Source organism: uncultured Microbacterium sp. (assembly GCF_947488465.1).
Lineage (GTDB): Bacteria > Actinomycetota > Actinomycetes > Actinomycetales > Microbacteriaceae > Microbacterium.
Genome location: NZ_CANKZA010000001.1, coordinates 986,745 through 1,013,423, shown reverse-complemented (window position 1 = coordinate 1,013,423; position 26,679 = coordinate 986,745). Strand labels below are relative to the sequence as shown.

Here is a 26,679-nt window from a genome sequence, read left to right as displayed (position 1 = left end):
GGCGAGGTGGGCCAGCAGCGGACTGCCGCCGCTCGTTCAGGATTCGTGACCCTGCGGGGAGCCGGTCATGCGGGCGGTGGTGTCGAACGCGGCCAGTTCGGCGGGGTGGAGCTGGTGCTGGACGACGAAGCTGCGGTCCTTGATCCGCCAGAGCCCTTGCCCGGTGCCCAGTCCCGGCAGGAGGCGTTGCTCGGTGCCGGTGAGCCCGAGCGCGGTGGCCGTGGGGCCGAGCTGGTCGGTCTCTTGCCGGTAGACGATCCTGGTCTCCGCGTTCGCCAGCAGCGAGTTCGCCAGGGCACGGTTCGCTGAGCCGAGGTCACCGACGTTCTCCAGGTCGGTGAGCTTGTGGAACACAAGCAGGTTCGCCAGGCCGTAGTGGCGGGCGAGCCGCCAGTGCGCGTCCATCCGGCGCAGCAGCGCCGGGTGCGACATCAGCCGCCACGCCTCGTCGTAGATGACCCAGCGTCGGCCGCCGTTCGGATCGAGCAGGGCGGCTTCCATCCACGCCGACGAGCACGTCATCAGCACCGAGATCAAGGTGGAGTTCTCGGTGACGCGGGACAGGTCCAGGCTGACCATCGGCAGCGTCGGGTCGAACCTCACCGTCGACGGGCCGTCGAACAGCCCGGCCAGGTCACCGGCGACGAGCCGTCGCAGCGCGTGCCCCACTTGACGGCCGTCTTCAGCAAGGCGGCCGTCTGGATCGTCGGCGGGATCGGGGCGCAGCAGCCGGTCGACCACCATCGGCAGAATCGGCACCTCGGCATCGCGTACCGCGCCGGCCAGGGCGGTGTCGATCGCGGTGTGTTCTAGCGGCGCGAGCGTTCGAGCAAGGACGGTCTCGGTGAGCGCGCCCAGCAGGTCCCGGCGCCGCGCAGCCAGCGTGGTCGCCCACTCCTGATCAGAGAGGCCGCCGGGACGGTAGCCCTCATCGAGCGGGTTGAGCCTGTTGCCCATCCCGTGCCCGAGGATGATCGCTTTCCCGCCGACCGCTTCGGCGACGCCGGTGTGCTCTCCTTTGGGGTCGCCGGGAACGTACACGCGGTAGCCGAACGGCAGCGACCGGGTGTAGAGGCTCTTGGCGAGCGAGGACTTCCCGGAGCCGACGATCCCGGCCAGGATCAGGTTCGGGGCGGTGATGATGCCCCGCCGGTACAGCACCCACGGGTCGTAGACGAACGACGACCCGGAGTAGAGGTCCTGGCCGATGAACATCCCCTGCGGCCCGAGACCAGCTTCGGCCAGGAACGGGTAGTGGCCGGCCAGGACGGCGCTGGTGTCCTGGTGCCGAGGCAGCCGAAACCTCCCCGGAGCACGGAGCGCGGCTGGCCCTGGCTCACCGGCCGAGGGCAGGTAGACCGTGGCTCGCCGTTCGGCGCGCTCAGCCTCCAGCTTCGCGCGGGTCGTAGCCTTCTCCGCCTGCCGTTGCTCGGCGACGAGCCGGGCGGCGGCCTGTCGCCGCTGCTTACGCAGCCGCCGCCGCTCAGAGGACGGTGCGACGAGGACGGCGGTGTGCAGCTTCTCGTCCCGGCTCACCACGAGAGCCCCCGGGCCTGCTTGACGGCGGCGACACCGGGATGCTCGAACCAGCCGCCGTCCCGGACTCCGCTGCGCCGTCTCGCCGCGTCGCGCCCGGTCTCGCGGTCCGGAGGTGGGACGGGGGTGTCGGCGGGCGGGTCGATCGCGTCATCGGCGGGGATCAGGTACCGCCGGTAGAGGGCAACGTGCCCGGCCTTCGGGTTGTAGGTCATCGCGTAGGCGCCGGTCTCAGCCTGCCGGTCCCCGGCATAGACAGGGGCGTCGTCGTGAACGTCACCGTTCTCCAAGGCGGCGCCGGTGGTCTCGTCGCCGTAGTCCCAGCCGGACAGATGCTCGATCCCCGCCTCGACACCGTCACGGTCGATGAGGTCGAGCACCTGGTCGGCGTCCTCGCCATGCAGGAACACGACCCCCACCCAACGATCAACGAGTTGCGTCGGTGGGTTCCAGACGATCCGGCCGGAGTGGCCCATCGCGGCGTTGAGCCGGTCGTGGGCCTGGTCGATGAGCGTGCCGGCCTGGTGCAGCTCGTCGGCCGCGGACAGCGCCTCGACCGCCCCGCCGGCCAGGTCGCGGGCCTCGTCGGTGACCTGGTGCTGATGGTTCAGGTGGACGGTGGCGAGCTGATCCAGGACTTGCCGGAGCGAGCGCATCCCGCCCAGCAGGTCACCGATCACCGCGTAGGTATCGGACGGGTCCTCGACGGTGCGGGTGGCGTGCGCGAGCCCGCGCAACGCCTCGTACGCCTCATTGGCGTCGCGGGCGGGATCGGTGAACGTGGGCATCACGGGCCTCCATCTGGGCAGGGTCTCTCGATGCCGGTCAGGTGAGCCCCGAGGTCACACCGTGCGGCACAGCGGCAGCGCCGCCGCGGTGAACGCCGCCGCTTGCTGGCCCACGAGCCGGCGGGTCTCGCAGGAGGCTTGGATCGCGGACTGCTCGATCGCCGCGGTTGCGGCTTCCAGGTCGTCGAGGGTGGGCGCGGAGACGCTGATGAGGCCGGAGACGCGAAGCACCCCGTGTCCGGCGGTCAGGTCGGCTTCCTGTTGCAGCACGTCCTGGTACTCGGCGGTCTGGGCGGCGTCCTCGATCTGCCCCATCCGCGCGCGCTGAGCGGCGTCTGAGATGTGTTCGACCTTCTTCTTGCGGATGTCGCGCGCCGCCTGGTCGGAGCGCATCGGGGTGTAGATCAGCGACACCGACCGTTGGATGCCGGTGGACAGCAGCACCGGAGCGAGGAACCCCGGATAGACCATTGATCGCGGCCACTCCGATACCCACAGGACTGCATGCCAGGCGGAGTCGGTGCGCAGGGTTCCCCAGGTCTCGGTGACCGCGACCGGCCCGGCGGTGGCGAGGTCTTGGCCGAGCCGTCCGTGCCGTTCCAGCGTCGCGGCCACGGCCGGGTCGTAGGCCGAGCGCAGGATCACGGCGACCTGGCCGGGGCCGAGCCACCCGACCGCGGTCAGGTCCGCCGACCGGAGCGCGGCGGTCAGGGTCGCCATCTCCTGGCGGAGCACCGCGGCGCCGCCGCGGATGCCGCCGCCGGCGGTCCTGATCTGCCGGGCGCTGGTCTTCATATCCAGGCTCAGGCTGATCGTGGTGGCGTGCCGTTCCCCGGCGGGACCGGCCCGCTCGATCAGTTCGGCGTAGGTGGTCGCGGCCCAGGAGTCGTCGGCGGTGCCGTGCTCGGCCCACCATTCGGCGAGCCCGGTCCCGGAGTCCGGCAGGGTGCGTTCGAGCACTTGCAGCGTCGCGATCCGCCCCGACCGGCACACCGTGGCGAGCACCCGCCCCCAGGAGGTGACCCGGCGTTCCTGCTCGCCGGGATCGAGCAGCACGAACGCGGGATGGGTGACCTCGCAGACCACGGTGAGCCTGCCCTGGCGGGGGTCGTGGATCATGCACGCGCCGGTCTCGGGGTCCAGATGCTCCCGCAGCCGGGCCATGTCGCCGGGCAGCGCGAGATTGCCTGCCGGGCGCGGGGTGACGATCCGCCGCCGATACAGCAGTTGCCCGCCGGTGGTCCGCCACAGCCACCAGCACACGACAGGGAGCCATTCGACCATCGGCCGCCCGGCGATGGGCACCCAGGTCAGCACCGCGGCGAGCACCCAGATCGGGGCGGTGTAGGCCAGCAGCATCCCCGCGCCGGCGTAGAACGCCGCCAGCAGCGTCAGCCCGCCGACGCCGGCGGCGACGAGCTGGGAGACCGACAGGCCCAGCAACACCCCTCGCCGGGTGAGGCGGGAGAACTTCACCGGGGTCAGCCTGCTCCCGGGCGCCTTCCGTTCCGTGGACATGCGTCACTCCTTCCCGGTGCGCGGCGGCGCCGGCTTGGACGGTGCGGGCGTGCGCGGCTGGGGCGCGGAGGGTGGCGGAGGCGTCTTCGACGGCGCAGCGCCACCACCACCGCCCTGGCCCCCGGCGCCGCTCGCGGCGGTCTCTGCCTGGCCCGCGACCGCCTTGCCTGCCTTCGGGCCGGCTTCGGCGGCTCCCCTGGCGACCTGCGCACCGACGACGACCGCGGCCGCGGGACCCGCCGCAGCAGCCCCCGCCCCGGCCCCCGCACCCGCGCCTGCCCCGGCGCCCGCTCCTGTCCCGGCCGCGCCTGCGCCGCCGCCACCGCCAGCGGCTGGCGCCGGGGTGCGCGGCGGCGAGCCGCCCGGTCCGCCGCCAGGCCCGCCCTGCGGGGCACCGCCCTGGGGGTCATCGAGAACCTTCTTCGGCTCGCTGCCGCCCTGGGGCTTGGACGGCACCGGCAGGGGCCGGTTGAGGGCATTTTTGGCCTCCTGCTCGGTGCCCATCTGCTGGTAGAGGTCGAACCCGATGAACGACACGAACCGGTACACCATGTACGGGGCGAAGGCCGCGATCCCCATGAGGACGATGCCGGTGATCGGCTCGGTGACCGCGGCGATGTCCGCCTCGATCGGGGTGGCGATCTGGGTGATCGCCAGCAGGAAGATCACGACGAGCACCAGCTTGCTGATGATGAGCGCGATCACGAACGCCGCCCACTTGCCGATCCATCCTTTGGTGGCATCCCAGGACGCACCGGCGAACGCGATCGGCGCCAGCACCACGGCCACCAGCAGCAACGCCTTACGGATCAACAACGAGAACCAGACGATGAAGACCGCGGCGATCATCAGCCCAGCCAGGAAGATCGTGACGATCGCCCCGACACCGGGAGCGGCGATGTTGATGCCGGTCAGGCCGGCGGCGAGCAGGATGATCTTGTCGCCCATCGTCCCGGTGGTCTCCCCGGACGCCTGGATGATGCCGATGCAGAGCTGGTCCACGATTTCCAGCGCGAGCGCGGTCAGCGTGACCACGACGAACGCACCGAGCACCGATTTCGCCGCGCCGAGCGCCGCCCGGGACAGGGCGGTCGGGTCGCGGCGGACCAGCCCCGTGATCAGTTGCAGGCAGAAGAAGATCAGCACCAGAAACACGCCGATGCCGAAGATCAGGTTGTAGACGCTGGTGAACCCGGGCGAGGTGACATCGACCAGGGTGGTCGTGTCGAACACCGTCCACATCGCCTCGATCAGCCAGCCGGCCGCGCCGCCCATCGCCTGGGCGAGCCAGTCGAACGGGGCCGCCACGACCGTCGCGGCCGCCTCGCCGGCCACATCGCAGACGGACGAGATGATCGGCACATCGCAGACACCCATCACGAATCTCCTGCTGTGCGGGCCTCAGACGGCCTGGCCGACGTCCCAGAAGAAGTTCACGAGCGTCACCGCTGCGCCGCAGATCACCGCCGCGCCGCAGGAGATCAGCACGCCGAGCTTGCCTCGCCCGGACAGATGCGGGTTAGAGCTGTTGGCGCCGTATGCCCAGACGATCGCGGACACGATCAGCGCCAGGACACTGAGGATGAGGCCGATCGTCATCACGGCGCCGACGATGGTGCGGAGCTGTTCGATGCCGGGCAGGCCGGAGCTGTTGGGGTCGATGTCGATCACGGCGGTTACTCCCTCGCTGAGCAGATGGCTGGTTCAGCGGCGAGGTGAGCCAGCCACACCCTGAGCGCGCACCGACACGACAATGGCCCGCGCCCTGCGAACGGGGCGGGCCGCTCCGGGCGTGCCGGTCAGAGCTGGCGGCCGAGGACGATGAGCCAGTTCACCCACGCCACCCCGGCACCGGCGAGGACGGCCGCGCCGACGCCGACGAGTACCCCGACCCGGCCCTTGAAGGCCAGGGAGTGGTTGCCGTGCGAGGCGCCCAGCGCCCAGCAGATCGCCGAGACCACCACCATCAGCACCGCGACGATGAGCACGATCGTGAGCAGCGCGCCGATCACCTGTTCCAGGTCACCGATCCCTGCCAGGCCATCGAAGTCGGGGAACACGTCCATCACGCACCGGCCTTGACGGTGACGTGCAGGTGGTCGAAGTGTCCGCCGGTCACGTCGCCGGGGTCGTGCATCCCGCCGCCGTCGTAGTCGCGCCAGCCTTCACCGTCGCGGGCGAGGGACCATATCTTGCCTTGCCAGATCAGGTACTCCACGCCCAAGGGTTCGGCGTGGTCCTTCATCCAGTTCGTCACCCGCCACCCGTCCTCGAGTTGCGCGGGCGTCGGAGGTGTCCCGATCGGGTTACCGAAGGTGATGTCGCACGCGCGGCCCAGCGGGTGCTCCGAGGTGGTGCCGGGCCGGGGCGAGTAGCAGGCCCAGCCGGTGTCGGGGAACCCGGCGCGGGCCTGGGCCATGAGGTGCACCATCCGGGCGGTGATCTGCCCGTCGCTGGTGGGATCGTCCACGAGCCGGTCAGGGTCGCCGTCGACCGGGGCGGGCTCACCCGCCGTGCCGCCGGCGGTGTCGCATCCGGCGGCGGCGCCGACCGCGGCTTCGGGCAGGTCGGCGGCGTTGTGGGCGTTGAGCCACGCCGCGGCATCGACGGCCTCGCCGCTGGTGCCGCCGGGCCGGACCTCGAAATGGAGATGCGGTCCTGTGGAGTTGCCGGAGCTGCCGACGTCGCCGATGTGCTGCCCGGCGACCACCCGGTCACCGGCTGAGGCGTGGATGCCGGACTGCCACATGTGGGCGTAGGCGGTCGCGACCGTCTGCCCGCCGATCTGGTGCTCGATGACGATCAGTCCGCCGTAGCCGTCGGAGAACTCCGCGACGGTCACGGTGCCGTCCGCGACGGCGAGGATAGGGGTGCCGTCCGGGGCAGCGAAGTCCGTGCCGGTGTGGAACGACGGCGCTCCGGTGATCGGATGGATGCGCGGCCCGAACTCGCTGGTGAGCACCCACGTCCCCTCCGGGAGCGGGAACACCACGCGCGCGGACTGCGCCACCGGACCCGCCGCCACGACCGTCACAGCGGCGCCGGCCGAGCCGGTTCCGTCGCCGGATGCGCCGGTCAGGGCATCGAGGATAGCTTCGGCGACCGGCTCATAGTTGCGGTAGCGGTCCGGGTAGGCGCTGACTTCGACCGCTTGGGCTGCTTCGCCGGGGTCCATCTGCTGCCAGCCCGGAATGTCCAGCAGACCCCGCGGGCTCGGGTAGTTCGGGCCGGTCGGCCCGCCGAAGAACGCCCGCGCCTGGTAGGTCGGGTCCATCAGCTCCGCGACGGTGCCCCAGCCCGACTGCGGCCGCATCTGAAATAGCCCCAAGCTGTCGTGATCGCTGCCGTTGCCGTCGTTGGGGTAGTTCCCGCTCTCGGGGTAGGCGCCGGTGTTCGCCAACTGCCGCAGCGTGCTCTCGGTCAGCGCGGCCATCAGCGCGATCGTGATGCCGTGACGGCCGACGCCCTCGATGCTGCCGCCGATCGTGATGATCGTGGCCGCGTGCGTGAGCTGGGTCGTGTTCAGCGTGAGCGTGGTGCCCTCGGCGGTGGTGACCGTCAGCGACTCCGGGACGTCTCCTATGGTGACGGAGCCGCCGGGCACGACGCAGTTCGCGGCGGCGGGATTCATCAGCACGCCGACTCCGACCAGCCCCAGCATGGGACCCAGCAGGACCAGCGCGAGAACGACGGCGGCGACCTTCTTCAACACGGCACGGACCTCCGGCTATCGGAGCGGGTTGTCGAGCTGGGACAGGCGCAGCACATGACATAGGCCGCTGCGGAACTGCGGCGCCGGCGGCGGGCAGGCCAGGAACACGGTGAACGACACCGACTGCTCCGCGGTGACGGGTTCGCCGTTCCAGACGCCCGCGCGGTGGCGGGTGCCCTCGATCGTGACCGCGGTGGCACCGGGAGGGAGCTGCCCAGGCTGGGCCTGCTCGACCGCCTGATCCCACGCCTCGGGCACGAACGACCGCTCGATCGTGAGGTGCTGGGCGGTGGCGTACTGGCGCAGCTCGATCCACGCCTCGCGGGAGGGCAGATAGCCGGCGATGTCCGACGCGAGGCCCGCCTGCTCGCTGCCGGAGGGGTCGCCGACCTCCAAGAGTCCGGCGGTGTAGTCCAGCGGCATCAGCCCGGAACCGGTGTCCCAGCCGAACAGCGCCTCCGCGACGTTGCGGGCGAACTCGTCCGGGTCGTGCGAGGGAACGACCCGCGGCGGACCCGGCGCCGCCGGCTCGGTCTCGCCCGGTGCGGTGACCGTGGGCGCAGGGTCGGGTGCGCGGTCCTCGGGTGGCCGCGGGCCGGTGATGAGCCCGTAGACGCCGACGCCGACCAGGAGCAGCAGCACGAGCCCGGCGGCGATCACGGCGATCAGCCGGCCACGGGACCAGGAGGCGAGATTCGTCTTCATACCCGCGAGGTGAGCCCGCCCGCGACTCGCGGCGTCGGGCGGGGGTTCAGAGGGCGCGCAGCAGCGGCCGGTCCGGCTGTGCGCCGGCGCGGGCGGTGCGGAGCCGGTCGGCAAACGCGACCGTGCCCTCGACGGCGGCGAAGAACACTTCGATCTGCTCATCGGTGAGTTCGGCCGCCAGCTCGTCCACGTCGTAGTGCGTCCACCACGCTTCCAGCTCGCCCCAGGTCAGCACGAACGCACGCACCGAGAACCGCGCCGGCTCCTCGTCCGCGTCGACCGGGCGACGAGACGGTGCGGCCGGCTTCGTGGCCTTGCCGCGCTTGGCGGCATGGACGCGGGCCAGTGCTTCGTCGGCCAACTCATGCAGCCGCCGATCCCGGTCGGCGCCGGCGTCGGCGTGCGCATCCTGGAGACGCTGGAAGATCGGGTTGACCGGCGCGCCGGCCTCGATCTGCGCCAGCCCGTCGCGGGCCTGAGCGCGCAGCACCTCCGGGACGGCGGGGTCGTCGGCCAGGTGTTGCAGGAAACCGATCTGCTCCAGCCGCGTGTAGGAGGACGAGCCGGTCACCATGCGCGCCGCCTGCGCGCGTGCATCCCCGAGCTGGCCGGGTGCTGGTGGTCCCGCCGAATCGGCGGGACCATGCTTTCCGGGCTCGTGCCCGTCCTGGAACTGGGTGGCCGCCTTCCTCCGGGCGGCGTCCTCGGCCATGAGTTCCTTGATCTCCCGATACAGCCCGGCGGCCTCGATCGGGCTGAGGGCCTTGTGGAGCTGGTTGTCGTCTTGTTCGGCCAGCAGATGCCCGAGCCGGTCTGAGATGCCCGAGCGCACCCACACGCTGACCCGCCGGTGCCCGAGCTGCTTGATCGCCGCGAGCCGCCGCGCCCCGCACACCAGCGTCCCGTCCGGGGTGATCGTCGGCGGCTGCAACAGGCCGTCCCGCTCGATCGACGCCGCCAGGGCGTCGAGGTCGCCCAGGTCGGTGCGGTGCCGGCGCCCGATGGTGATGGAGTCCACCGTCCGCTCCAGCTCGATGCGCCCCGCCGGTGCGCTCATCGCGCACCCCGCGACGTGTCGGTGCCGCGCGTGTTCGTGCCGGGCGCGGCCAGCGACAAGGTGAGCACGAGGTCGTCGTCGCGCAACAGCACCGGGAGCGTCTCGCCGATCAGCAGCCGCAAAAGCATGCCGCGTCCCGCGCCGGTCGCCGCGAGCTCCGGCAGCGGACTGCCCAGCAGCGCACGCAGCAGCACCGCCCAGGTCCGGCCCGACAGGTCGAGCAAGGCGCGGGCATGCTTGTCGCGCCGCAACGTCTCGTAGGCGGTGTGCCGGTTCCCGACCCGGGTCAGCGCCCCACAGACATGCTCCACCGCCGTCCGCGCGGTCTCGGCCGGCCAGCCCAGCAGCACCAGCAGCGTGATCGCATCCTCCACCGCCGCCGTGGCGGACGTCGGCTCTGCCCCATCCCGCTCAACCTCGCTATCGTGCCCGTCGCCGTCGTGCGGATCGGTGACCTGGAAGGCCGGGTGGTAGTCGTCCAACGGGTTCTCCCGGTCGGAGAGCCGTTCGGGGTCGTGGAACACCGAGTAGCGGGGCCGGCGCGCCTGATGGGTCGAGCACAGCAGCCCTTGGCCGCGTTCCTCGGCGATGCAGGTGATCCGCACCGCGTGCGTGACGACCGCCCACGGGTCCTCCGCGGTGCGGGCGGCCTTCGTGCGCATCACGTCGAACGCCGCTGACGCGGCCTCCCACGGGTCGAGCCGATGCTTGTGCGCCAGGGCCGCGTACTTCTCGGCCGCGAACGCCATCAGCTCGCCCGCCACCGGGTCCTGCTCCCACGCGCCACGCCCCGCGGAGTGGAGCCGGTGCAGCAGGGCGCGCAATCCTTCGCTGCTGCGATAGTCCTCACCGGACTCGCTGGTGTTCGTCGTGCCGGGTGTGCTGGTGTTGTCGGTCATGGTCGAGGCACCTCCTGGCGGGCAGGTGCGCCCGCAGGCTCCTGCGGGTCTCACCTCTGCCAGCCCGGCGTCCACGACTCACCCCACCTGCTACCGCATCCCGACCCCGGACCGGGCCTGGCCCCGATCGGTGCCGCCACGACGCCCGAACGCGCTCAATGGCGGCAGGCGGCGCGCCCGCTCTGCGACCCATCGGGCGCCCTTGTCGATCGGGGCGCGCAGCCTGCGGTTCCCCGCGGCGGTGACGTCGATGCCGCGTCGGGACAGAGCCCCGCCGCCGTGGGCGAACAGGTCACTCGGACGCACCCAGTCCACGCCCCGGCCCCGCACCTGCGCCAGCTTCTCCTTCGCGGCTCTGCGGGACGCGGCCTCCTTGATCGCGTCCGGCGTTCCCGGCGCCTCCGCATCCTCGGCAGGGGTCGGCGTCGTCCGCGCCTGCGGAGCCTGTTCGGGTTCGCGATGGCGGTGGTGCTGCTCCGCCGGGTTCGTCTGGTCCTGGTCGCTCATGGCGTGGCTCCTTGCCTCACGGGCTCGGACCCGGACGGGTCGGCCTCATCGCTGTGGTGCGCGTCGGCATGCTCGGGACGGGGAAGCCACCGGCCGACCGTCGAGGGATGCACCCCCAGGTGCCGGGCGATGGCCTTGTTCGACCACTCCCGCTCGCGCAGCTCCGCCGCCCGCGCCCGACGATCCAGCCCACCGTCCTCATCGGCCTCGACGGCGCCGGACCCGGCAGGCGAGGGCACGGCGGGTTCGGTCTCGATCTGTGCCGCCACAACCGGGACACGCTCAACCGCGTCTGTGATCGCTGGTGCATCGGCAGGACGCGCTGCGGATCGGGTCAGGACGACGGTCAGATGGGTGATCGCCAGCAGCACCACCGGCGGCACCGCAGCGACCGCGGCCGCGAGCGGGCCGGAAACGTCGGCGTCTGCGGCGACGACCGCGTGCAGAGAGTTCGCCGTCACCGACACCGCCGCGCCGCCGATCAGCAACGTCCACGGGTACCAGGCCGCTTTCTCGCCGGCGAGCGCGACTACCGCGACCGTGGACACCACGATCACGCCATCGACGATCAGCGGCCACGCCCACGCCTGCCCGGCCCCGATCCCGGAGCGGCGGGCGAGGTCCGCCAACGCGGTGAACGACAGCCAGAACGCGCCGGCCGCGATGAACACCGTCCCGGCAACCGATGTGACCACCGCCCAGCGCCGCCCCCGTACCCTGTTCATCCCAGACCCCTTGCCGCGTCCACTCGGAGCCCTGGGTCACGTCGAGCGAGCCCGCCCGCAGGCGGGCTCGCCGGTGCCGCGGTGCGTTCCCGGCGGGCGGCTCCGACGCCGACGCTGCGATAGGCGCTGTAGACGGTGCGGGTGATCTCCCGCTCCCCGAAGTCGGGCTGCTCGGCGCGCACCAGCGCATCCAGGGCATCGGCGACGGGCACGTTGCCCTCGGCCAGACGGCACGCGGCCCAGAACAGCTTGTAGTTCCGGTCGCCCTTGACCTGCCGGGACAGCCACGCCGCCAGCCGGTCCGCGTCCTCCCGCCCGGCTACCGGCTGGCCCTCCCGCGCCGGGCGACGCGGCGGTGGCGGATCGAGGAAGTCGCGCAGCCGCCCCGCATCCACCGGCTCCACCGCACCGGAAGCGACCTGCTCGACCCGGTACGAGACCGAGGCGCCGTCCAGCCGCAGCAGCGAGGGCGGGGCGATGACATAGCCGCCGTCCCCGCGGCAATCCACGCCGGCCTTGCCGACCGCCCATGACCGCTGCACCTTGGCTGGGATGGCCGGGAAGTAGGCGTGCCGCCCGCCTGTGGGTGTGGTCACCGTCGCCAGCGGCGCCGGGATCAGACCCGCGCGGGCCGCCCGCGCGTACGCCGCGTATCCGTCGACGCCGTGCACATCCACGTCGATCACGACCAGACCTGACGCGGCGCCGGTCGGGATGCCGATGTTCGCGCCCGGCTGCCACCGCCACCACCCCGCCACCCGTCGCGGATCGGTCGTCGCACGGCGGAAACCGGATGGGACGAGGGGCGTCTTCTCGCCCGGCACGCACGGGAACACCGGCACTCCGGCCCTCGCCAGCTCGCGCGCCGCGACCGGCAACGGCAGACCGTCCAGCCGGTCGAACAGGGCAGCGAACGCCGAGGGGGCGACCATCACAGCCCCTGCTCCGGCACCGCCTGCACCGTCCGCGGCTCACGCACCGGCAGCGGCTCGACCCGCGGTCCCGGTTCCGGCGCTCGCGCAGGTCCAGACTGTTCGACGTCGGATTGGTCGAGTCGCAGCGAGGTCGGGTTGCCGTTGCCGAGCTGGATCGTGTCGAGCTGGCCCAGGACCTCGGTCGCGGTGCGCCGGACCTTCTCGCCGGTGTCCCGGATGACCTGCGCCGGGTCCTTGCCGTCCACGTTGGCCGCCCATCCGGCGACGTAGGGGATCGCGTAGTCGCTGGTGTCCATGCCATGTGCAGCGGCGATCATCAGCGCGACGGACTCGGCCTCGACCTCACCGATCCCGCGATGCTGGCGCGCTTCCTGCTGGTTCGGCCCGTGCAGACGGACATGGCCCAGCTCGTGCGCGAGGGTCTTCACCTGCGCGGCCGGGTCCATGTCCGTGCGCACGAGCACCTGACGGGTCTCGTAGTCGGTCATGCCGTTCGCGCCGCGGATCGCGTCGGCGTCCGGCATCCGCAGCACCTCGTACCCCAGCGACTCGACCTGCGCAGCCAGCCCCTCCCACAGGCCGACGGGTGCTTTGCCTTCCAGCAGCTTCGGGGTCGGCAGTTCCGGCAGCTCCGCACCGTGAGTCCGGGACACATCCCAGACATGGGCCGGGACGACGCTGACGATCCGACGCTGCACGACTTCGCCCGGGCGCGGCTTCTCACCCTTTGACAGGCGCCGCCACGAGGCCGGGTCTTTCGGCGTCGCCGTCGCGAACCTCACCCTGACCGGCGCACGAATCTCATACCCGCCGCCGGCCTCGGCCCAGCGGCCCATCTTCTTCCAGTCCTGGAAGCCAGCCACCCACGTCGGCGTCGGCGTCGGCACCCGGCCCTGCTCGTAGGCGTCCACGTGCTGCGCCCAGATCAGCAGCGTGTTGTTGAACGACCGCGACCGGAACCGCGCCGCGAACTCCATCGCCCGCCGCCAGTCCTCACCCGACACCAGCTCCTCGACCGAGCGCACGATGCGTTCTTCGAGAGCTTCGAGCTTCGCTTCCCTCGTCTCGTTCCTCATAGCCATCGCCTGACCTCCCTCCGCCTGGGCCACGCCCAGAGGGAGCAGCCGTGCGACCACGAGGTACGCCGGGCGGATCAGGAAGACGAGACGGACGACGGAAACGAGACTGGCGACCGTCAGGCTCCGCGACGAACCCGACGAATCTCTACTGGACTACCGGGGCGCTCGGAAGCAGTGGGGTGGAGACGGCCGATCCTGCGGATATGACCCGGCTCGATGCGCGTTTCACCCGGCCCCGGTAGCGGCACGCGCGCGGGCGATCGCTCGGTAGTGGCTCGGCGTCACGCCGATGCTACGACGGAACTGACGGGCCGCGAAATCAGGATCGCTCCATCCCACCTCACGGGCGATCACCGCGATCGGAGTGTCCGTGGTGCGCAGAAGACCCGCCATCCGCTCCGCTCGCAGCATCGTCAGATACGCGATCGGCGACTTCCCATACGCCTCCACGAACACCCGCCCAAGCTGCGACTTCGACAGATGCACCTCGCGGGCAAGGTCAGTCACCGACCACCGACGCACCGGGTCCGCCCGAAGTAGATCAGCGACCCTCCGTGCCTCAGTCCGTAGCGGCAAGAATCCCCGTTGCCGCGGCTGAGTAGGCCAGGTTCTCACGCGCTGAGTGGAGGACTCCCGCACCGGTGTCACCTTCACGAAAGGGGTCAGGACGTGAGCGACCGAGAACCACAACGCTTGTATCCGATGGAAGTTCGCCACCGGTCGATCCTCAACGCTCAGCGCGACCAACTCGTCCAGCCACGGCATCAACATCCCCGCCCGATCCTCGCCAAGTCGGAGAACCTGGGCTGGCTCGGCATAAGTCGTCGCAAAGAAGTCCTGTGCTTCAAGTCGATCTTGCAACAACCCGACGTGCTGCCAGAACACCTGGTCGACCAGGTAATCGGTGTCCGCGAAGACGGTGGTCGTCGTGACGTGGCCTTCTGGCTCACTCCCGCACAGGACATTCGCGCCGAGCACGACAACATCGCCAATACAAACGGGTCTCTGCCCGAACTCACTGAACAGCACCACGGACCCAGAGCGAACGATGACAACCTTGATGCAGTCGTACGCCACCGGAGCGATCGGATGGTGCTCGGTCCGGGTCAAGGCCGTGATGGGTGAGCGCACGCCTTGCTCGTGTGCCTCGAATCCCAACATGCTCTTGACCCGGACAGCCGCATCTCAGCGTTCGTCCATTGGGCGTTCCATCTCGCTTTCGCGCATGCGTCCCATCAGCATCGCGATCAGCGCAAGTACGGGTGGAGCGACACCGGCGATGATGAAGATCACGGGGATGGGTACGAGCAGCGAGAGCGGTCCTGCGATCGCGATCGAGACAGGCATGAAGGTGATCGAGACGAAGAAGTCGAGGCTCGCGACTCGGCCGATCATGTCGAGCGGCACCAGACGTTGCAGCAGGGTTCCCCAGATGACGACACCGGCTCCGGTCGCTGCGCCGACGATGAACAGCGCTGCGAGCATGAGAATCAGGTTGTCGGCGACGCCGATGACCGCGAGTGGGAGGGTTCCGCCGCCCCAGCAGGCGATCATGAATGTGAGGTAGCGGCGCGGGAGTTTCAGCGATGACACAACGAGTGAGCCGATCGCCCCGCCCATGCCGAATGCGGCGAGGAGGAAGCCGAACGTGGATTCGGCGTCCTCGAATCTGTCTCGGGTAATGAAGGGCAGCAGCACTTCGATCGGTCCCTGGATGATGAGGGCGAGCGAGGAGCCGAAGACCAGAGTCCAGAGCAACCAGCGTGTGTGAACCACATAGTTCACGCCTGCTCGAAGGTCACCCCACACGCTCGTGTGCTGCTCCGGAGAAGCGACCGTGGTCAGCTCGTCGCGTCGGCTGAGGAACAGAGTGAGGATGAACGCGATCGCATACGAGGCTGCGACGATGACGGCCCCGATGGCGGGGAAGAACATGCCGACGACGATTCCGCCGAGGGCGGGACCGAGCCCCTGCCCCATTGAGGGTCGGAGAGCGCCTTCGAGCCCGTTCGCGGCGAGGAGCTGCTCAGGCGGAAGCACCTGGGGCAGATACGCGCTGTAGGCGGGGTAGAAGAATGCGCTTCCTGCGCCCATCGCGAATGAGGCAACGCCGACGTGCCACAGTTCGACCGTCTCGGTGAGGGACAGGACTGCCACCACGGTCATCACAGCCGCGGTGCATCCCTGCACGGTGATGATGATGCGGCGTTTGGAGAACCGATCGGCGACAACGCCACCCAGGATCGAGAAGGCGAACAGGCCCAAGCTCATACCTGTTGCGACCGCTGAGAGCGCGAGCGGGCTGTCATCGAGCGCGAGCACTTGGAAGACCATCACGATGGTCCACATCCCGGTGCCGAAGACCTCGATGCCGACCGCGGCGAACAGGAGCCGATAGTCCCGCGAAGCCAGTGGCCGCAGGGCACGTATCCGGTTGAGGTTCTTTTCGCTCATACCAGCGCCTCGCCTTCGACCATCGACGTCAGTCCGAGGCTCGGCCAGCCGTCAACGTCACGGAGCAGTTGCCGGTCGTGCGTTGACAGGACGACCGCCGCTGCGGTCGCTCCGAGCGCGTCGGTGAGTTCGTCAACGAGCGCGATTGAAAGATGGTTGGTGGGTTCGTCCAGGAGCAGCACATGCGGGCGCATCGCGAGTACGAGCGCCAGATCGAGCCGGCGCTGCTGCCCCATCGAGAGCTCGCCCACTCGTTTGCCCGCCTCGCGCGGGCGCAGGAGACCAAGCTGAGAGAGGCCGATCGCATCTGATTCCCGCAAAGTGCCTTCGGACACGAGCGCGCCGACGTGTGTGGCGTACACCTCGCTCGCTCTCCGATCAGGCGGCAGGGTCGTCTCCTGATGGAGAAAGCCCAGTCGCGTGCTCCGAGGCGTTCGAACCGCTCCCGTGTCCGGAGCCAGCTCACCGCCGACCACGCTCAGCAGTGTTGACTTACCGGCACCGTTCGGGCCGGTCACTACGAGACGGCCGCGGTGGGAGAGTGAGAACGACACTGGCCGGCTCAACCGCCCGGCGACGCTGATGTGATCGACGCTGAGGAGAACCGCGCCAGTTCGTGTGGGGAGGTCGGGGAACCGGAAGAGCTGAGGCGGTTCCGGCACGGTGACGGCGTGGGCTTCGAGTGCTTCCTGGCGTCGGTGCACGTTCTGCACAAGCCCACCGGCTCGGGTGGCTCGCCCATGCTTGTTGGTGCCCTTCTCTGGTCTCCACCCCGAGACGAGCCGGTTCTGCGCAGCGCTGAGACTGTCCTGCAACCGGGCATGCTCGGCCTGTTGGCGGTCGTAGTCCTGTTCCCAGCGTTCCCGCTCGGCCAGGCGTCCCTCCCGGTAGCCGGCATAGCCGTTCCCGTACACGCGCGGACGATCGTCCGGCGTCGGGTCGAGGTCGACGATGGTCTCCGCGATGTCGGACAGCAGCGCGCGATCGTGGCTGACGACGACAACGCCCCCGCTCCGCGCTCGGAGCTGCGCGGTCAGGAACTCAAGCCCACTTCGATCGAGGTGGTTGGTGGGCTCATCAAGCAGTAGAAAATCGTGATCGGCGCCCAGGAGGCACGCCAGCCGTACCCGATACCGCTGTCCCACCGAGAGGTCTGCGAGAAGCCTGGTCGAGTCCGTCTCCGCTTCGAGCGCATCGAGCGCGATCTGCACGCGCCGTTCGGCATCCCACGCATCGAGCGCTTCGGCACGTTCCAACGCGGCCGCGTACTCCTCCGCCGCCCGGTCCGTGCCATCCGCAAGAGCGAGAGCTGCGGCGTCAAGTGTCGCCAACGCGGCCAGCGGTTCGGCTATCGCTTCCGCGACCGCCTGCCCAACAGTTCGCCTGTCAGTGGCGGTCATCTCTTGCTCGGCAACACCGATCGTGCCGATGCGTTGGACCGTTCCGCTGTCCGGGACCAGGGCGCCAGCGAGCACCTGTAGGAGCGTCGATTTTCCCCGCCCGTTCTCTCCCACGATCGCGACACGCGATGAGGAAGTGAGGGTGAGGTCGACATGATGGAGAACGGGCGTGGCTCCGCGCATCAAAGACACGTCGGAAGCGATGAGTTGGGCGCGTTGGCGCGCCGGATGACGGTTCGTCGGGGTGAGCATTGAAGTCCTTCGAGACGACGCACCACCAGCCACAGGCAGGTAGGTACGCAAATGACGGCGACCCCCAGAGGGGTCAGAACGAGCGGCCGCCGCAGACTCGGATTACTCAACGAGCGCGGTGGGCCTACTCAGCCGTCACAGGAAGTACAAATGCATGGACGCGATTGTACCGCATGACACCGCCGAGTCTCCGTTTCATCGGGACCCGGTGGTGGTGGCACGCGCGCGGGCGATGGCCCGGTAGTGGCTCGGCGTCACGCCGATGCTACGACGGAACTGACGGGCCGCGAAATCAGGATCGTTCCATCCCACCTCACGGGCGATCACCGCGATCGGAGTGTCTGTGGTGCGCAGAAGACCCGCCATCCGCTCCGCTCGCAGCATCGTCAGATACGCGATCGGCGACTTCCCATACGCCTCCACGAACACGCGGCCAAGCTGCGACTTCGACAGATGCACCTCGCGGGACAGGTCGGTCACCGACCACCGACGCGTAGGGTCCGCCCGCAACAGTTCGGCGGCTCTCCGTGCCTCGGCCCGTAACGGCGAGAAGCCTCGTCGCCGTGGCTGAGTAGGCCAGGTCGTCTCGCGCTGGGTTGAGGATTCGCGGATCGGTGTCGTCGTGACGAACGGGGTCAGGACGTGAGCGACGGAGAACCACAACGCCTGCACCCGATGGAAGGTTTCCATCGGACGGTCCTCGATCGTTAGGGCGACCAACTCGTCCAGCCACGGCATCAGCATTCCTGCCCGGTCCTCACCGAGACGGATCAACTGAGCGGCCTCGCTGTAGAACCTTTCAGCGAACTGCTGCGCGTGCAGCCTGTCTGACAGCACGGCCGCGTACTGCCAGAACACCTGATCGATGATGTAGTCCGGGTCGAGGTAGACCGTGGTGACCGTGACGTGTCCTTCCGGTTCGCCACCGCACAGGGTGTTGCTGGCAAGGATCACCACGTCGCCCAGGGTGGCCGGCTGTTGGCCGAACTCGCTGAACAGGATCAGCGATCCTGAGCGAACGAACATCAGCTTCACGAAGTCGTGGGCAATCGGCGGCGTGGGTTCGTGGTGCGTGGACGTTTGCGACACGATTGGCCCGAACGCTCGTGCAGCGTGCGTCGCCTCATGCGCGATCGACGCCGACATGGGACGCACGCCTCACAAGCCCGCCGGCCAGGCCCGACTCCCACCGGGACTGGTCCAGCGCGCGGAGCAGCGCGCGCGTTTCAGGGTGCTCGGTGGTGGTGGTGGTGGTACGGAAGCGCCGGTCATCGCTGCTCAACTCACCGGCTATTGAGCAGCTGGCATCGCCCCGCCGCGGCGCGAAAGCACTGACATGCTGCTCCACAGAAGGACGGCGAAGAACACCAAGATCGCGCTGAGGAGAATCGGTCCGACCGCGCCGGTGGCTTCGATGGCGAAGCCACCGGCGATGGGTCCGATGACGGCGCCGATGTTCAACGCGACGGTCGCGAAGGAGCCGCCCATCGTCGGCGCGGCGTGCGCGGTGGCGATGATCCTGGCGATCAGTGTGCTACCCAGCGCGAAGGACAGCGTGCCCTGGGTCAGGGTTAGGACCCAAAGCGCAGCGGGGCTGGCGTTAGTGAACGCCAGCAGCGCCCACCCGGCCATGAGCAGCGGCCCGGTGTAGGTAATCAGGCGTCTCCAATGGCGGTCACCGAACTGTCCTGCGACGTAGACACCGAGGAAGGCTCCGATACCGAACACGGCCAGCAGCAGCGGCACCATGCGTTCGGTGAGTCCGGCCGGGCCAGTGGCGATCGCGGCCAGGTAGGTGAAAGTGCAGAACGTCGCGGCGTTCACCAGAACGGCCAGCACAAGATTCAACTGCACCGGGCGCGATCGCAGACTTGCCAGCTCACGGCCGATGGAGCGGGACCCGCCAACTCCCGCAGCCTCCGAGGGCCGGGTAGGCGTGGCCGCTAGCACCGCGACGATGGCCGGCAGGCACAGCAGCGCGATCGCCCACAAGGTGGCACGCCAGCCGAGCAGGTCGCCGACGAAGGCCCCGGCGGGCACTCCGGCGATCAGCGCCACGGTGGTGCCGCCGAGGATGATCGCCAAGGCGCGAGTGTGCCGCTCGGCCGGGACGATTCGGGTCACCGTCGAGAGCGCGACAGCGAGGAAGCCCGCGTTCGCCAACGCTGCGACGATGCGGGAGGTCAGCAGCACGGCGAAGCTGTCGGTGATCGCACCGACGACGTGGGCGGCGATGAACAGCGCGAGAAAGCCGGTGAGGGTCCAGCGCGGTGAGACCCGCCGAGCTGCGGCGGCCATGGCCGGGGCACCGATGACCATCCCCAGGGCGAAGCTGGAGGTGAGGAGCCCGGCTTGACTGAGTGAGACTTCGAAGTCAGTGGCGATGCCAGGAAGGAGACCGGCGAGGACAAACTCGGAGGTTCCTTGGGCGAACACCGCGACGGCGAGCAAGTAGAGCAAAACAGGCATGAGTGTGCCTTCCGAAGCAAGAGGTGAGGAGTTGGTAGACGCGTGGCGCTACCGGTGCTTCGGATGCGTGGTCACTCACGGCCTCTACGCTGGCCGGATTATCGGCGGCGCGGGCCGTTAGAGGAAGGACTGGGGCATCTCGGGCTACCGGTAGACCGGCAGCCCTGACCTGTCTGCTTTGGGAGAACTCACCAAGCCAGGATACCAGGCGACGGACGTGCGACCGGGACACCAACACTGTGGTCGTGACGTCAGCACACGTCCCGGTCGTCATGCCACTGGAAGCGCCCGGCGAGCACATCCACCGGAGGAACATCGCCCCAGTCGTTGGTGGAGATGTCGCCCAGGTTGGGGGAGTCGGGCCAGTGATGGGTGAAGAAGAGGGCGACCTCGTCATTGTTCTCGGAGAACCAGGTCGCCTCGGCGCCCAAGGCCGTACTCGACGGCGAGATCGAGGCCTCCATATCCGAGCCGACACGCAGGGAGCGGTCGTGGCGATCAGCGTCGAGCATGGGGACTCCGGTTGACAGGTGATCCCCGGCGGATTCCCCACAGGAAGTCGCTGCCGTGCTGGTCACCGGCCAGGTGCTGCGCTCACCTGCTCCACGGGCGAAGCCCTCTGTCGCTTTCTTCACACACTATGAACAGGCGCAGTGCCTTGTCCTGCTCGCTGACGCCTCTTCGTCTGAGCCGGCTCTCTGCCGGAGCCCTCGGCGCCCAGAGCCATCACACGTCTTTCAGACGAGGTAGAAGCGCCGGGGTAGTGAGCGCCCGGCAGCGTTCAAGCCCGAGATGCCCGTAGGCCTATACCGTGGGAAACGTGCTGCACCTACTCGTTGACACGTCGACGTGGCTCGACCTGTCCAAACGACGTGACGGGCAGCGCTGGATCGTTGCGCTCCGCCTCCTGGTGCATCAGCGGGACGTGGAACTCCTTGTTCCCGAACTGGTGATCGAGGAGTTCGAGCGAAATCGAGAACGGATCGAAGCGTCGATGACGGCCAGCGTCGCTCAGCGGTTCAAGCTCATCAAGCAGGACCTCGAAGACTACGGCGGCACCGATGTGGAGAACGCCGTTGAGGTGATTGCCGACCTGGCACGCGATGTGCCGTTGATCGGTGCGATGACAACGCGCAACTTCGATGAGGTCCTCGAACTCTTGCGCACGGGGCGCCGGGTCGAAGCAACCGATGCCGAGCACCGTGGGGTGGTCGAACGCGGGCTGCGAAAACGCGCTCCGTTGCATCGGTCACGCAACAGCGTCGCAGATGCGTTGCTCATCGAACTCTATGCAACCGCCGCGCGTGCATCAGACCTGTCGCGCAACCCCCACGCATTCGTCACGTCGAACAGCGCCGACTTCTCGACGGAGGACGGCGACAAGCGGCAACCCCACCCCGATGTCTCCGCAACCTTCGCATCGGAAGGGTCCACGTACGCGCTCGGGGTCGACGGTCTCAATGATGTTCTGCTCTCTCACTTCGGCAGCGAGATCAAGGAACTGTTCGCGGAGACCGACTTCATTGAGGAACCGCGGCGACTTGGCGAAATCCTAGAAGCGGAGAAGATGTTGTTCGACCGCGTTTGGCACCACCGCTCCCTTCAACACGAGTACCAGCTGCGCGCGGCTGGCGACGAGGGGGAGTTGGAGCGGCTGGAGGCGATAGCTGGCCCAGCGCGCAAGCGTGTCGAGGAGACGTACACCCAGCCCGGGGAACTCGGGCCCTACACGGACTTCGAGCTCGGAATGCTCAACGGCAAGCTCTCTGCGTTGCGTTGGGTACTTGGCAGCGAATGGGACTTCTTGGATACGTAGCTCACGGCCGAAGCCCGTGGCTCGCTATCAGGTCGGGGCGCTGGGACAGCAGAGTTTCCAGTCGGCTGTCCGGCCAGAGTTCGATGAAGGGCAGCTTTCCATCGGCGTTGTGTTTCTCCGCTACGGCCACCGCATCCGTCGTGAATCGTCCACTCGTCGCAATGACGAGCGCACGAACAGGCGGCGGTTCCCACAGCGAGAGCGCCGCGAGCGTGCCCGTGACGTCGGCGGGGCCGACCGACTTGGTGGTCCAGTGCTTCGCCTGGATTATGACCCGTTCGGTTCGAGTAGTCCCGCCGTCGTCTTGGATGACGCGCTCTGCCGACAGGTCGCGTCCTCGATCCGCCGCGCGGGTCTTCATCAGCCACTCGACGTTCTGATAGCGCGGGAACGCCCGTAAGAGATCGAATAGCAATCGCTCGAATCCGTCGTCATCGAGAGCGGACCACGACAAGCCGGTACTGGCCGCTCCGGCTGGCCTCGCAGAGGCGGCCACCCCGAGGTCGATCCCAGGGACCGGCAGCGGGTCCGACTCCGCCAGACTCGCTGCCTCGATGTCCGCACGAACCGAAGGCCAATCCATCTCAACGATGTCATGCCAGTCGTGACCCTGCCCGAAGTGCATGTGACGGTGAAGGTCGGTCCACCGTCCGCCGCGCTCGGTGGTGTCTCCGAGCAGTCGTTCGATCTCGCTGATCGCGTCCTCGATTACCGCCGTCGTAGGGTCCTCAAGTCGATCGTTTGAATCGCGCGGTACCGATTCCACTACCTGTGGAAGGGTCTCGTTGATGGTCGAGGTGAGGTCGTCCAGCCGCTCGTGGATCGCTCGACGCCGGGCCTGTGCCAGTCGGAATCGGTACTCATCAAGCTGGTTGGATGGTTCCTCCAACTGGTTCATGAGCGCAAAGGGCGGCTCCCCGATGTCTGCGTAGTCGATGAATGCCTGACCGGCAGCATCCGCATCGGGGAGTTCTTCGGTCACTGTCCATCCGTCGATTGGCGGCAACCCGGACAGCAACACGCTCCAGGCTCTCCGTAGGTCCTCATACTCTCGGCTCGATCCACGACTTGGGCCGGAAGGGAGCATCGGCTGGGCTCGCTCCCAGACCGCGTCGAGCTTGGCGAGGTTCGCCGCAGCGCGATCCATCACCTGGAGCAACTCGTCAAGATTCACCGCTCAAGTCTCCCATCCATGTCCCGTGCGATCCTTCTCGTGCGCCGTTGCCTACCTCAATGTCGTGACGGTTTCGATGCGGGTGATGTCGGCCGGTGATGGGTACAAGTACCTGTTGAAGTCGGTCGCCGCAGGCGACGGCGACCGACGCCTGAGCACGCCGCTGACTCGCTACTACGCCGAGGCGGGTGCGCCACCGGGCTTCTGGATGGGCTCGGGCCTTGGCCGACTGGGTCGCGGCGAGCTGGTCGAGGGTGCTCAGGTGTCGGAGGCCCAGTTACAGCTCTTGATCGGGATGGGCCATGACCCGATCACCGGCGAACCGCTGGGACGCGCCTACCAACAGTTCGCGTCGATCACCGAACGGATCACGCAGCGCGTCAACGCACTCGATCCCGTACTCGGGCCAGCCGCTCGTGCCCAGGAGGTCGCCGCGATCGAGGCAGAGGAGGCAGAGCGCGGCACCCGTCGCGCGGTGGCGGGGTTCGACTTCACGTTCAGCGTCCCGAAGTCGGTCTCTGCGATCTGGGCGGTCGCGGACGCGGGCACGCAGTCGCTGATTGCTGACGCCCATCATGCGGCGGTTGCAGAGCTGGTTGCGTTCCTCGAGCGCGAGGTTGCAGCAACCCGTGTCGGTGCAACCGGCCCGGACGGCGCGGTTGCGCACGTCGACGTCGCCGGGGTCGTCGCGGCGGCGTTCGATCACTACGACAGCCGGGCCGGTGACCCCCAGCTGCACACCCATGTCGTCATCAGCAACAAGGTGCTGACCGTCCAAGACGGCCGCTGGCGGACCCTCGCCGGGCGGCCGATGCACTCGGCGGTCGTCGCTGTCTCCGAGCTGTATAACGCTGCCCTAGCCGACCGGATGACCCGCACACTCGGATTGGACTGGGAGGCGCGGGAACGGGGGCGGGACCGGAACCCGGCGTGGGAGATCGAGGGCGTGCCCGACGAGCTGGTGGCCGAGTTCTCCACCCGCACCCGGCACATCGAGGCCGAGAAGGATCGGCTCATCGCGGAGTACGTCGCCACGCACGGCCGACAGCCCTCAGCCCGGACGGTGCTGAAACTGCGGGCGCAAGCGACGCTCGCCACCCGGCCGGAGAAGCAGATCAGATCGCTGGCCGACCTCACCGCGGAGTGGCGGCAACGCGCCGGCCGTGTGCTAGACCAGGACGCGACCGGATGGGCACGCGCCCTCACCAGCGGCGCCGAGGCGCGCCGGGTGCTCCGCGCCGACGACGTGCCGCTGGACGTGGTGGGCGAGGTCGGGCAGGCGGTGATGGAGACGCTTGGTGAGAAGCGTTCGACCTGGACACGGTGGAACCTGCACGCTGAAGCGTCCCGTCAGTTGATGGGCTGGCGGTTCGCCAGCGTCGAAGACCGCGAAGCGATCACCGGTCTGGTCGTGGACGCTGCCGAGCGTGCCTCGCTGCGGCTCACTCCGCCGGAGCAGGCGACCAGCCCGCTCGAGTTCCGCCGTCCGGACGGCACGACGCGGTTCCGTCCCCGGCACTCGACGCTGTTCTCATCCGAGGCTCTGCTGGCCGCAGAAGACCGCCTCCTGGCCCGCGCCGACGCGACGGCCGGCCCCGCGGTGGCGTTGGAGACGGTGGAGCGGATCGCCCGCACGCCCGACGCGCGCGGCCGGGTGCTTGGCGAGGACCAGGCCGCGGCGTTGGCCGCGATCGCCGTGTCCGGTCGGGTCGTGGATGTGCTGGTCGGCCCGGCCGGCGCTGGGAAGACCACCGCCATGAACGCGCTGCGCCGAGCGTGGGAGAAGGAGCACGGCGCCGGGTCCGTGGTCGGGCTGGCGCCTTCGGCGGTCGCCGCTCAGGTCCTCGCTGACGATCTGGGGATCGCAACGGAGAACACGGCGAAGTGGTGGCAGAACCACCTCATGCACGGCACCACGTTCGAGGCGGGTCAGCTCGTCATCATCGATGAAGCCTCCCTCGCCGGCAGCGCCTCACTGGACCGGATCACCCGCGAGGTCGAGAGGGCCGGAGCGAAGGCCCTGCTGGTCGGAGACTGGGGCCAGCTCCAATCGGTCGACGCCGGCGGCGCGTTCGGCCTGCTGGTCCACTCCCGCGACGACACACCTGAGCTTCACGACCTGCACCGCTTCACCCACGCCTGGGAGAAGACCACCTCGCTACAGCTCCGCCACGGCCACACCGAAGCGATCGACACGCTCATCGACCACGGCCGGATTACCGGCGGCGACGCCGAGACGATGATCGACGCCGCCTACAGCGCCTGGCGACGCGATCTTTCCTCCGGCCTCGCGTCGATCCTCGTCGCCGAGACCCACGAGACAGTCATCACGCTGAATGACAGGGCGCGGGCGGATCGGATCATCGACGGCCAAGTGAACCCGACCCGCGAGGTCGGCCTGCACGATGGAACTGCCGCGTCGGAAGGCGATCTGGTCATCACCCGCCGCAACGATCGCCGGCTGCGCAACGGCCTCCGGTGGGTCCGCAACGGCGACCGCTGGACGATCACCCAGGTCCGCGAGGACGGATCGGTCAGCATCCGCCCAACCGGGCGCCGGTTCGGCGGCGGGATCGTCCTACCTGCCGACTATGTGGCCGAGCATCTGGACCTGGGCTACGCGATCACCGCGCACCGGGCGCAGGGCGTGACCACCCAGACCTCTCACGTCGTGGTCACCCCGACGACCACGCGGGAGAACTTCTACGTCTCGATGACCCGCGGCGCCGAGCGAAACCACGCCTACGTCGCCGTCGACCGCGACGATCACGAACACACCGAGCCGCATCCCGGCGACAACCCCAACACCACCGCCCGCAGCGTCCTGTACGGCGTGCTCCAGCACGTCGGCGCGGAGTTGTCGGCGCACGAGACGATCACCGCCGAGCACGAACACTGGGGATCGATCACCCAGCTCGCGGCCGAGTTCGACACGATCGCGCAAGCCGCACAGCACGACCGCTGGTCGACACTGCTCGCCGCTGCCGGGCTCACGCCCGAGCAAGTCGGCTACGTGCTCGACTCCGACGCCTACGGCGCGCTGTCGGCCGAGCTGCGGCACGCCGAAGCCAACCACCACGACCTCGACACCCTGCTCCCGCGACTGATCGCCGCCCGCAACGTGGATGATGCCGACGACATCGCCTCCGTGATCCACGCCCGACTCGCACGCGCTACGGCCAGACCGGCCGGGTCTGGCCGCACCCGCAAACCACCTCGACTGATCGCCGGCCTGATCCCTGACGCTGGCGGGCCGATGGCCGACGAGATGCGCCGAGCCCTGGACGAGCGCCGCGACCTCATCGAACAGCGCGCCGACGCCGTGCTCCACAGCGCCCTCACCGACAAAGAGCCCTGGGCCACGAAGCTCGGCACCGAGCCAACCGTCAAGAAGCAGCGCGACGCGTGGAGACGCGCCGCGCGTACCGTCGCTGCCTACCGCGACCGCTACCAGATCATCGACAATCGCAGCCCGTTCGGGCCGGCGCCGGAAAGCACCAGCCAGAAGATCGACGCCGCACGAACCCGCGCCGCCCTCAACCGCGCGCTATCCCTTTCCGGCGATGACGCGACGAGGGAACAAGTGCGACCGAGCGCCGTGACTCGGCCCGCACCGCGCCTGTGAGCGCTGCCCAAGGCTGGTGCGGTGAGGC

23 protein-coding genes are annotated in these 26,679 nt (G+C 69.1%); 2 read left to right on the top strand and 21 right to left on the bottom strand.

Annotation, left to right across the window (positions count from 1 at the left end):
- Positions 1-36: 36 nt before the first annotated feature.
- The 20 genes from Q0653_RS04865 to Q0653_RS04770 form a co-directional block, all read right to left on the bottom strand.
- On the bottom strand, positions 37-1,536 hold the full coding sequence (locus Q0653_RS04865; protein WP_192575935.1) for an ATP-binding protein: 1,500 nt from the start codon (positions 1,534-1,536) through the stop codon (positions 37-39).
- Positions 1,533-2,324 carry a hypothetical protein gene (locus Q0653_RS04860; protein ID WP_146357671.1) on the bottom strand — a complete coding sequence of 264 codons (792 nt, stop codon included), beginning with the start codon at positions 2,322-2,324 and terminating at the stop codon, positions 1,533-1,535. The genes Q0653_RS04865 and Q0653_RS04860 overlap by 4 nt, the downstream gene beginning before the upstream one ends.
- A 54-nt stretch (positions 2,325-2,378) precedes the next feature.
- Positions 2,379-3,842: an SCO6880 family protein gene (locus Q0653_RS04855; RefSeq protein ID WP_146357669.1), complete on the bottom strand. Its 1,464-nt coding sequence runs from the start codon at positions 3,840-3,842 to the stop codon at positions 2,379-2,381.
- Between the two features lie 3 nt (positions 3,843-3,845).
- The gene (locus Q0653_RS04850; RefSeq protein ID WP_298943014.1) at positions 3,846-5,219 is read right to left on the bottom strand and encodes a conjugal transfer protein TrbL; all 1,374 of its coding nucleotides are present in this window, start codon (positions 5,217-5,219) and stop codon (positions 3,846-3,848) included.
- A 24-nt stretch (positions 5,220-5,243) separates the two neighbouring features.
- Positions 5,244-5,513 carry a DUF6112 family protein gene (locus tag Q0653_RS04845; protein WP_146357667.1) on the bottom strand — a complete coding sequence of 90 codons (270 nt, stop codon included), beginning with the start codon at positions 5,511-5,513 and terminating at the stop codon, positions 5,244-5,246.
- Positions 5,514-5,641: 128 nt separating this feature from the next.
- Positions 5,642-5,908, bottom strand: coding sequence for a DUF6112 family protein (locus Q0653_RS04840; RefSeq protein ID WP_146357665.1), 267 nt, complete (start codon positions 5,906-5,908; stop codon positions 5,642-5,644).
- Positions 5,908-7,554, bottom strand: a complete 1,647-nt coding sequence (locus tag Q0653_RS04835) for a peptidoglycan DD-metalloendopeptidase family protein (protein ID WP_146357663.1) — start codon at positions 7,552-7,554, stop codon at positions 5,908-5,910. Before Q0653_RS04835 ends, Q0653_RS04840 begins: the two co-directional genes overlap by 1 nt.
- A 15-nt stretch (positions 7,555-7,569) precedes the next feature.
- Positions 7,570-8,259: a hypothetical protein gene (locus Q0653_RS04830; RefSeq protein WP_146357660.1), complete on the bottom strand. Its 690-nt coding sequence runs from the start codon at positions 8,257-8,259 to the stop codon at positions 7,570-7,572.
- Positions 8,260-8,305: 46 nt separating this feature from the next.
- The gene (locus Q0653_RS04825; protein ID WP_146357658.1) at positions 8,306-9,316 is read right to left on the bottom strand and encodes a ParB N-terminal domain-containing protein; all 1,011 of its coding nucleotides are present in this window, start codon (positions 9,314-9,316) and stop codon (positions 8,306-8,308) included.
- Positions 9,313-10,215 (bottom strand): hypothetical protein, encoded by a 903-nt coding sequence (locus tag Q0653_RS04820; protein ID WP_146357656.1) that lies wholly within the window; start codon positions 10,213-10,215, stop codon positions 9,313-9,315. Before Q0653_RS04820 ends, Q0653_RS04825 begins: the two co-directional genes overlap by 4 nt.
- A gap of 90 nt (positions 10,216-10,305) precedes the next feature.
- Positions 10,306-10,722 carry a hypothetical protein gene (locus Q0653_RS04815; RefSeq protein ID WP_146357654.1) on the bottom strand — a complete coding sequence of 139 codons (417 nt, stop codon included), beginning with the start codon at positions 10,720-10,722 and terminating at the stop codon, positions 10,306-10,308.
- A complete protein-coding gene (locus Q0653_RS04810; protein ID WP_146357652.1) occupies positions 10,719-11,447 on the bottom strand; it encodes a DUF2637 domain-containing protein in 729 nt (242 codons plus the stop codon). The genes Q0653_RS04815 and Q0653_RS04810 overlap by 4 nt, the downstream gene beginning before the upstream one ends.
- Entirely contained in the window at positions 11,444-12,379 is a 936-nt protein-coding gene (locus Q0653_RS04805) for a bifunctional DNA primase/polymerase (RefSeq protein ID WP_146357758.1), read from the bottom strand. Before Q0653_RS04805 ends, Q0653_RS04810 begins: the two co-directional genes overlap by 4 nt.
- Entirely contained in the window at positions 12,379-13,464 is a 1,086-nt protein-coding gene (locus Q0653_RS04800) for an ImmA/IrrE family metallo-endopeptidase (protein ID WP_146357755.1), read from the bottom strand. The genes Q0653_RS04805 and Q0653_RS04800 overlap by 1 nt, the downstream gene beginning before the upstream one ends.
- 222 nt (positions 13,465-13,686) lie before the next feature.
- Positions 13,687-14,622, bottom strand: coding sequence for an AraC family transcriptional regulator (locus Q0653_RS04795; protein ID WP_298942999.1), 936 nt, complete (start codon positions 14,620-14,622; stop codon positions 13,687-13,689).
- A gap of 24 nt (positions 14,623-14,646) precedes the next feature.
- Positions 14,647-15,915, bottom strand: a complete 1,269-nt coding sequence (locus tag Q0653_RS04790) for an MFS transporter (RefSeq protein ID WP_146357649.1) — start codon at positions 15,913-15,915, stop codon at positions 14,647-14,649.
- Entirely contained in the window at positions 15,912-17,567 is a 1,656-nt protein-coding gene (locus Q0653_RS04785; protein WP_146357647.1) for an ABC-F family ATP-binding cassette domain-containing protein, read from the bottom strand. The genes Q0653_RS04790 and Q0653_RS04785 overlap by 4 nt, the downstream gene beginning before the upstream one ends.
- 195 nt (positions 17,568-17,762) lie before the next feature.
- On the bottom strand, positions 17,763-18,617 hold the full coding sequence (locus Q0653_RS04780; protein WP_298943135.1) for an AraC family transcriptional regulator: 855 nt from the start codon (positions 18,615-18,617) through the stop codon (positions 17,763-17,765).
- 240 nt (positions 18,618-18,857) lie between these two features.
- Entirely contained in the window at positions 18,858-20,036 is a 1,179-nt protein-coding gene (locus Q0653_RS04775) for a Cmx/CmrA family chloramphenicol efflux MFS transporter (protein ID WP_146357643.1), read from the bottom strand.
- Positions 20,037-20,287: 251 nt separating this feature from the next.
- Complete coding sequence (locus Q0653_RS04770; RefSeq protein ID WP_146357641.1) at positions 20,288-20,548, bottom strand: hypothetical protein; 261 nt, start codon at positions 20,546-20,548, stop codon at positions 20,288-20,290.
- Positions 20,549-20,847: 299 nt separating this feature from the next.
- Between Q0653_RS04770 and Q0653_RS04765 the strand changes: the two genes are divergently transcribed.
- Positions 20,848-21,852, top strand: a complete 1,005-nt coding sequence (locus tag Q0653_RS04765) for a PIN domain-containing protein (RefSeq protein ID WP_225792835.1) — start codon at positions 20,848-20,850, stop codon at positions 21,850-21,852.
- A 1-nt stretch (position 21,853) separates the two neighbouring features.
- Here Q0653_RS04765 and Q0653_RS04760 read toward each other — a convergent pair whose 3' ends face one another.
- A complete protein-coding gene (locus tag Q0653_RS04760; protein WP_225792834.1) occupies positions 21,854-23,026 on the bottom strand; it encodes a restriction endonuclease in 1,173 nt (390 codons plus the stop codon).
- Between the two features lie 85 nt (positions 23,027-23,111).
- On the opposite strand from Q0653_RS04760, the gene mobF reads away from it, so the two are divergent.
- Positions 23,112-26,651, top strand: coding sequence for a MobF family relaxase (mobF, locus tag Q0653_RS04755; RefSeq protein WP_146357747.1), 3,540 nt, complete (start codon positions 23,112-23,114; stop codon positions 26,649-26,651).
- The last annotated feature ends 28 nt before the right edge of the window (positions 26,652-26,679 follow it).

Excerpts from the sequence above, each read along its gene's own strand:
- Q0653_RS04770 (WP_146357641.1), bottom strand. The coding sequence starts at position 20,548 with ATGCTCGACGCTGATCGCCACGACCGCTCCCTGCGTGTCGGCTCGGAT.
- Q0653_RS04775 (WP_146357643.1), bottom strand. The coding sequence starts at position 20,036 with ATGCCTGTTTTGCTCTACTTGCTCGCCGTCGCGGTGTTCGCCCAAGGA.
- Q0653_RS04795 (WP_298942999.1), bottom strand. The coding sequence starts at position 14,622 with ATGTTGGGATTCGAGGCACACGAGCAAGGCGTGCGCTCACCCATCACG.
- Q0653_RS04810 (WP_146357652.1), bottom strand. The coding sequence starts at position 11,447 with ATGAACAGGGTACGGGGGCGGCGCTGGGCGGTGGTCACATCGGTTGCC.
- Q0653_RS04830 (WP_146357660.1), bottom strand. The coding sequence starts at position 8,259 with ATGAAGACGAATCTCGCCTCCTGGTCCCGTGGCCGGCTGATCGCCGTG.
- mobF (WP_146357747.1), top strand. The coding sequence starts at position 23,112 with ATGTCGGCCGGTGATGGGTACAAGTACCTGTTGAAGTCGGTCGCCGCA.
- Q0653_RS04815 (WP_146357654.1), bottom strand. The coding sequence starts at position 10,722 with ATGAGCGACCAGGACCAGACGAACCCGGCGGAGCAGCACCACCGCCAT.
- Q0653_RS04785 (WP_146357647.1), bottom strand. The coding sequence starts at position 17,567 with ATGCTCACCCCGACGAACCGTCATCCGGCGCGCCAACGCGCCCAACTC.
- Q0653_RS04855 (WP_146357669.1), bottom strand. The coding sequence starts at position 3,842 with ATGTCCACGGAACGGAAGGCGCCCGGGAGCAGGCTGACCCCGGTGAAG.
- Q0653_RS04820 (WP_146357656.1), bottom strand. The coding sequence starts at position 10,215 with ATGACCGACAACACCAGCACACCCGGCACGACGAACACCAGCGAGTCC.
- Q0653_RS04790 (WP_146357649.1), bottom strand. The coding sequence starts at position 15,915 with ATGAGCGAAAAGAACCTCAACCGGATACGTGCCCTGCGGCCACTGGCT.
- Q0653_RS04825 (WP_146357658.1), bottom strand. The coding sequence starts at position 9,316 with ATGAGCGCACCGGCGGGGCGCATCGAGCTGGAGCGGACGGTGGACTCC.
- Q0653_RS04860 (WP_146357671.1), bottom strand. The coding sequence starts at position 2,324 with ATGCCCACGTTCACCGATCCCGCCCGCGACGCCAATGAGGCGTACGAG.
- Q0653_RS04805 (WP_146357758.1), bottom strand. The coding sequence starts at position 12,379 with ATGGTCGCCCCCTCGGCGTTCGCTGCCCTGTTCGACCGGCTGGACGGT.
- Q0653_RS04800 (WP_146357755.1), bottom strand. The coding sequence starts at position 13,464 with ATGGCTATGAGGAACGAGACGAGGGAAGCGAAGCTCGAAGCTCTCGAA.
- Q0653_RS04850 (WP_298943014.1), bottom strand. The coding sequence starts at position 5,219 with ATGGGTGTCTGCGATGTGCCGATCATCTCGTCCGTCTGCGATGTGGCC.
- Q0653_RS04840 (WP_146357665.1), bottom strand. The coding sequence starts at position 5,908 with ATGGACGTGTTCCCCGACTTCGATGGCCTGGCAGGGATCGGTGACCTG.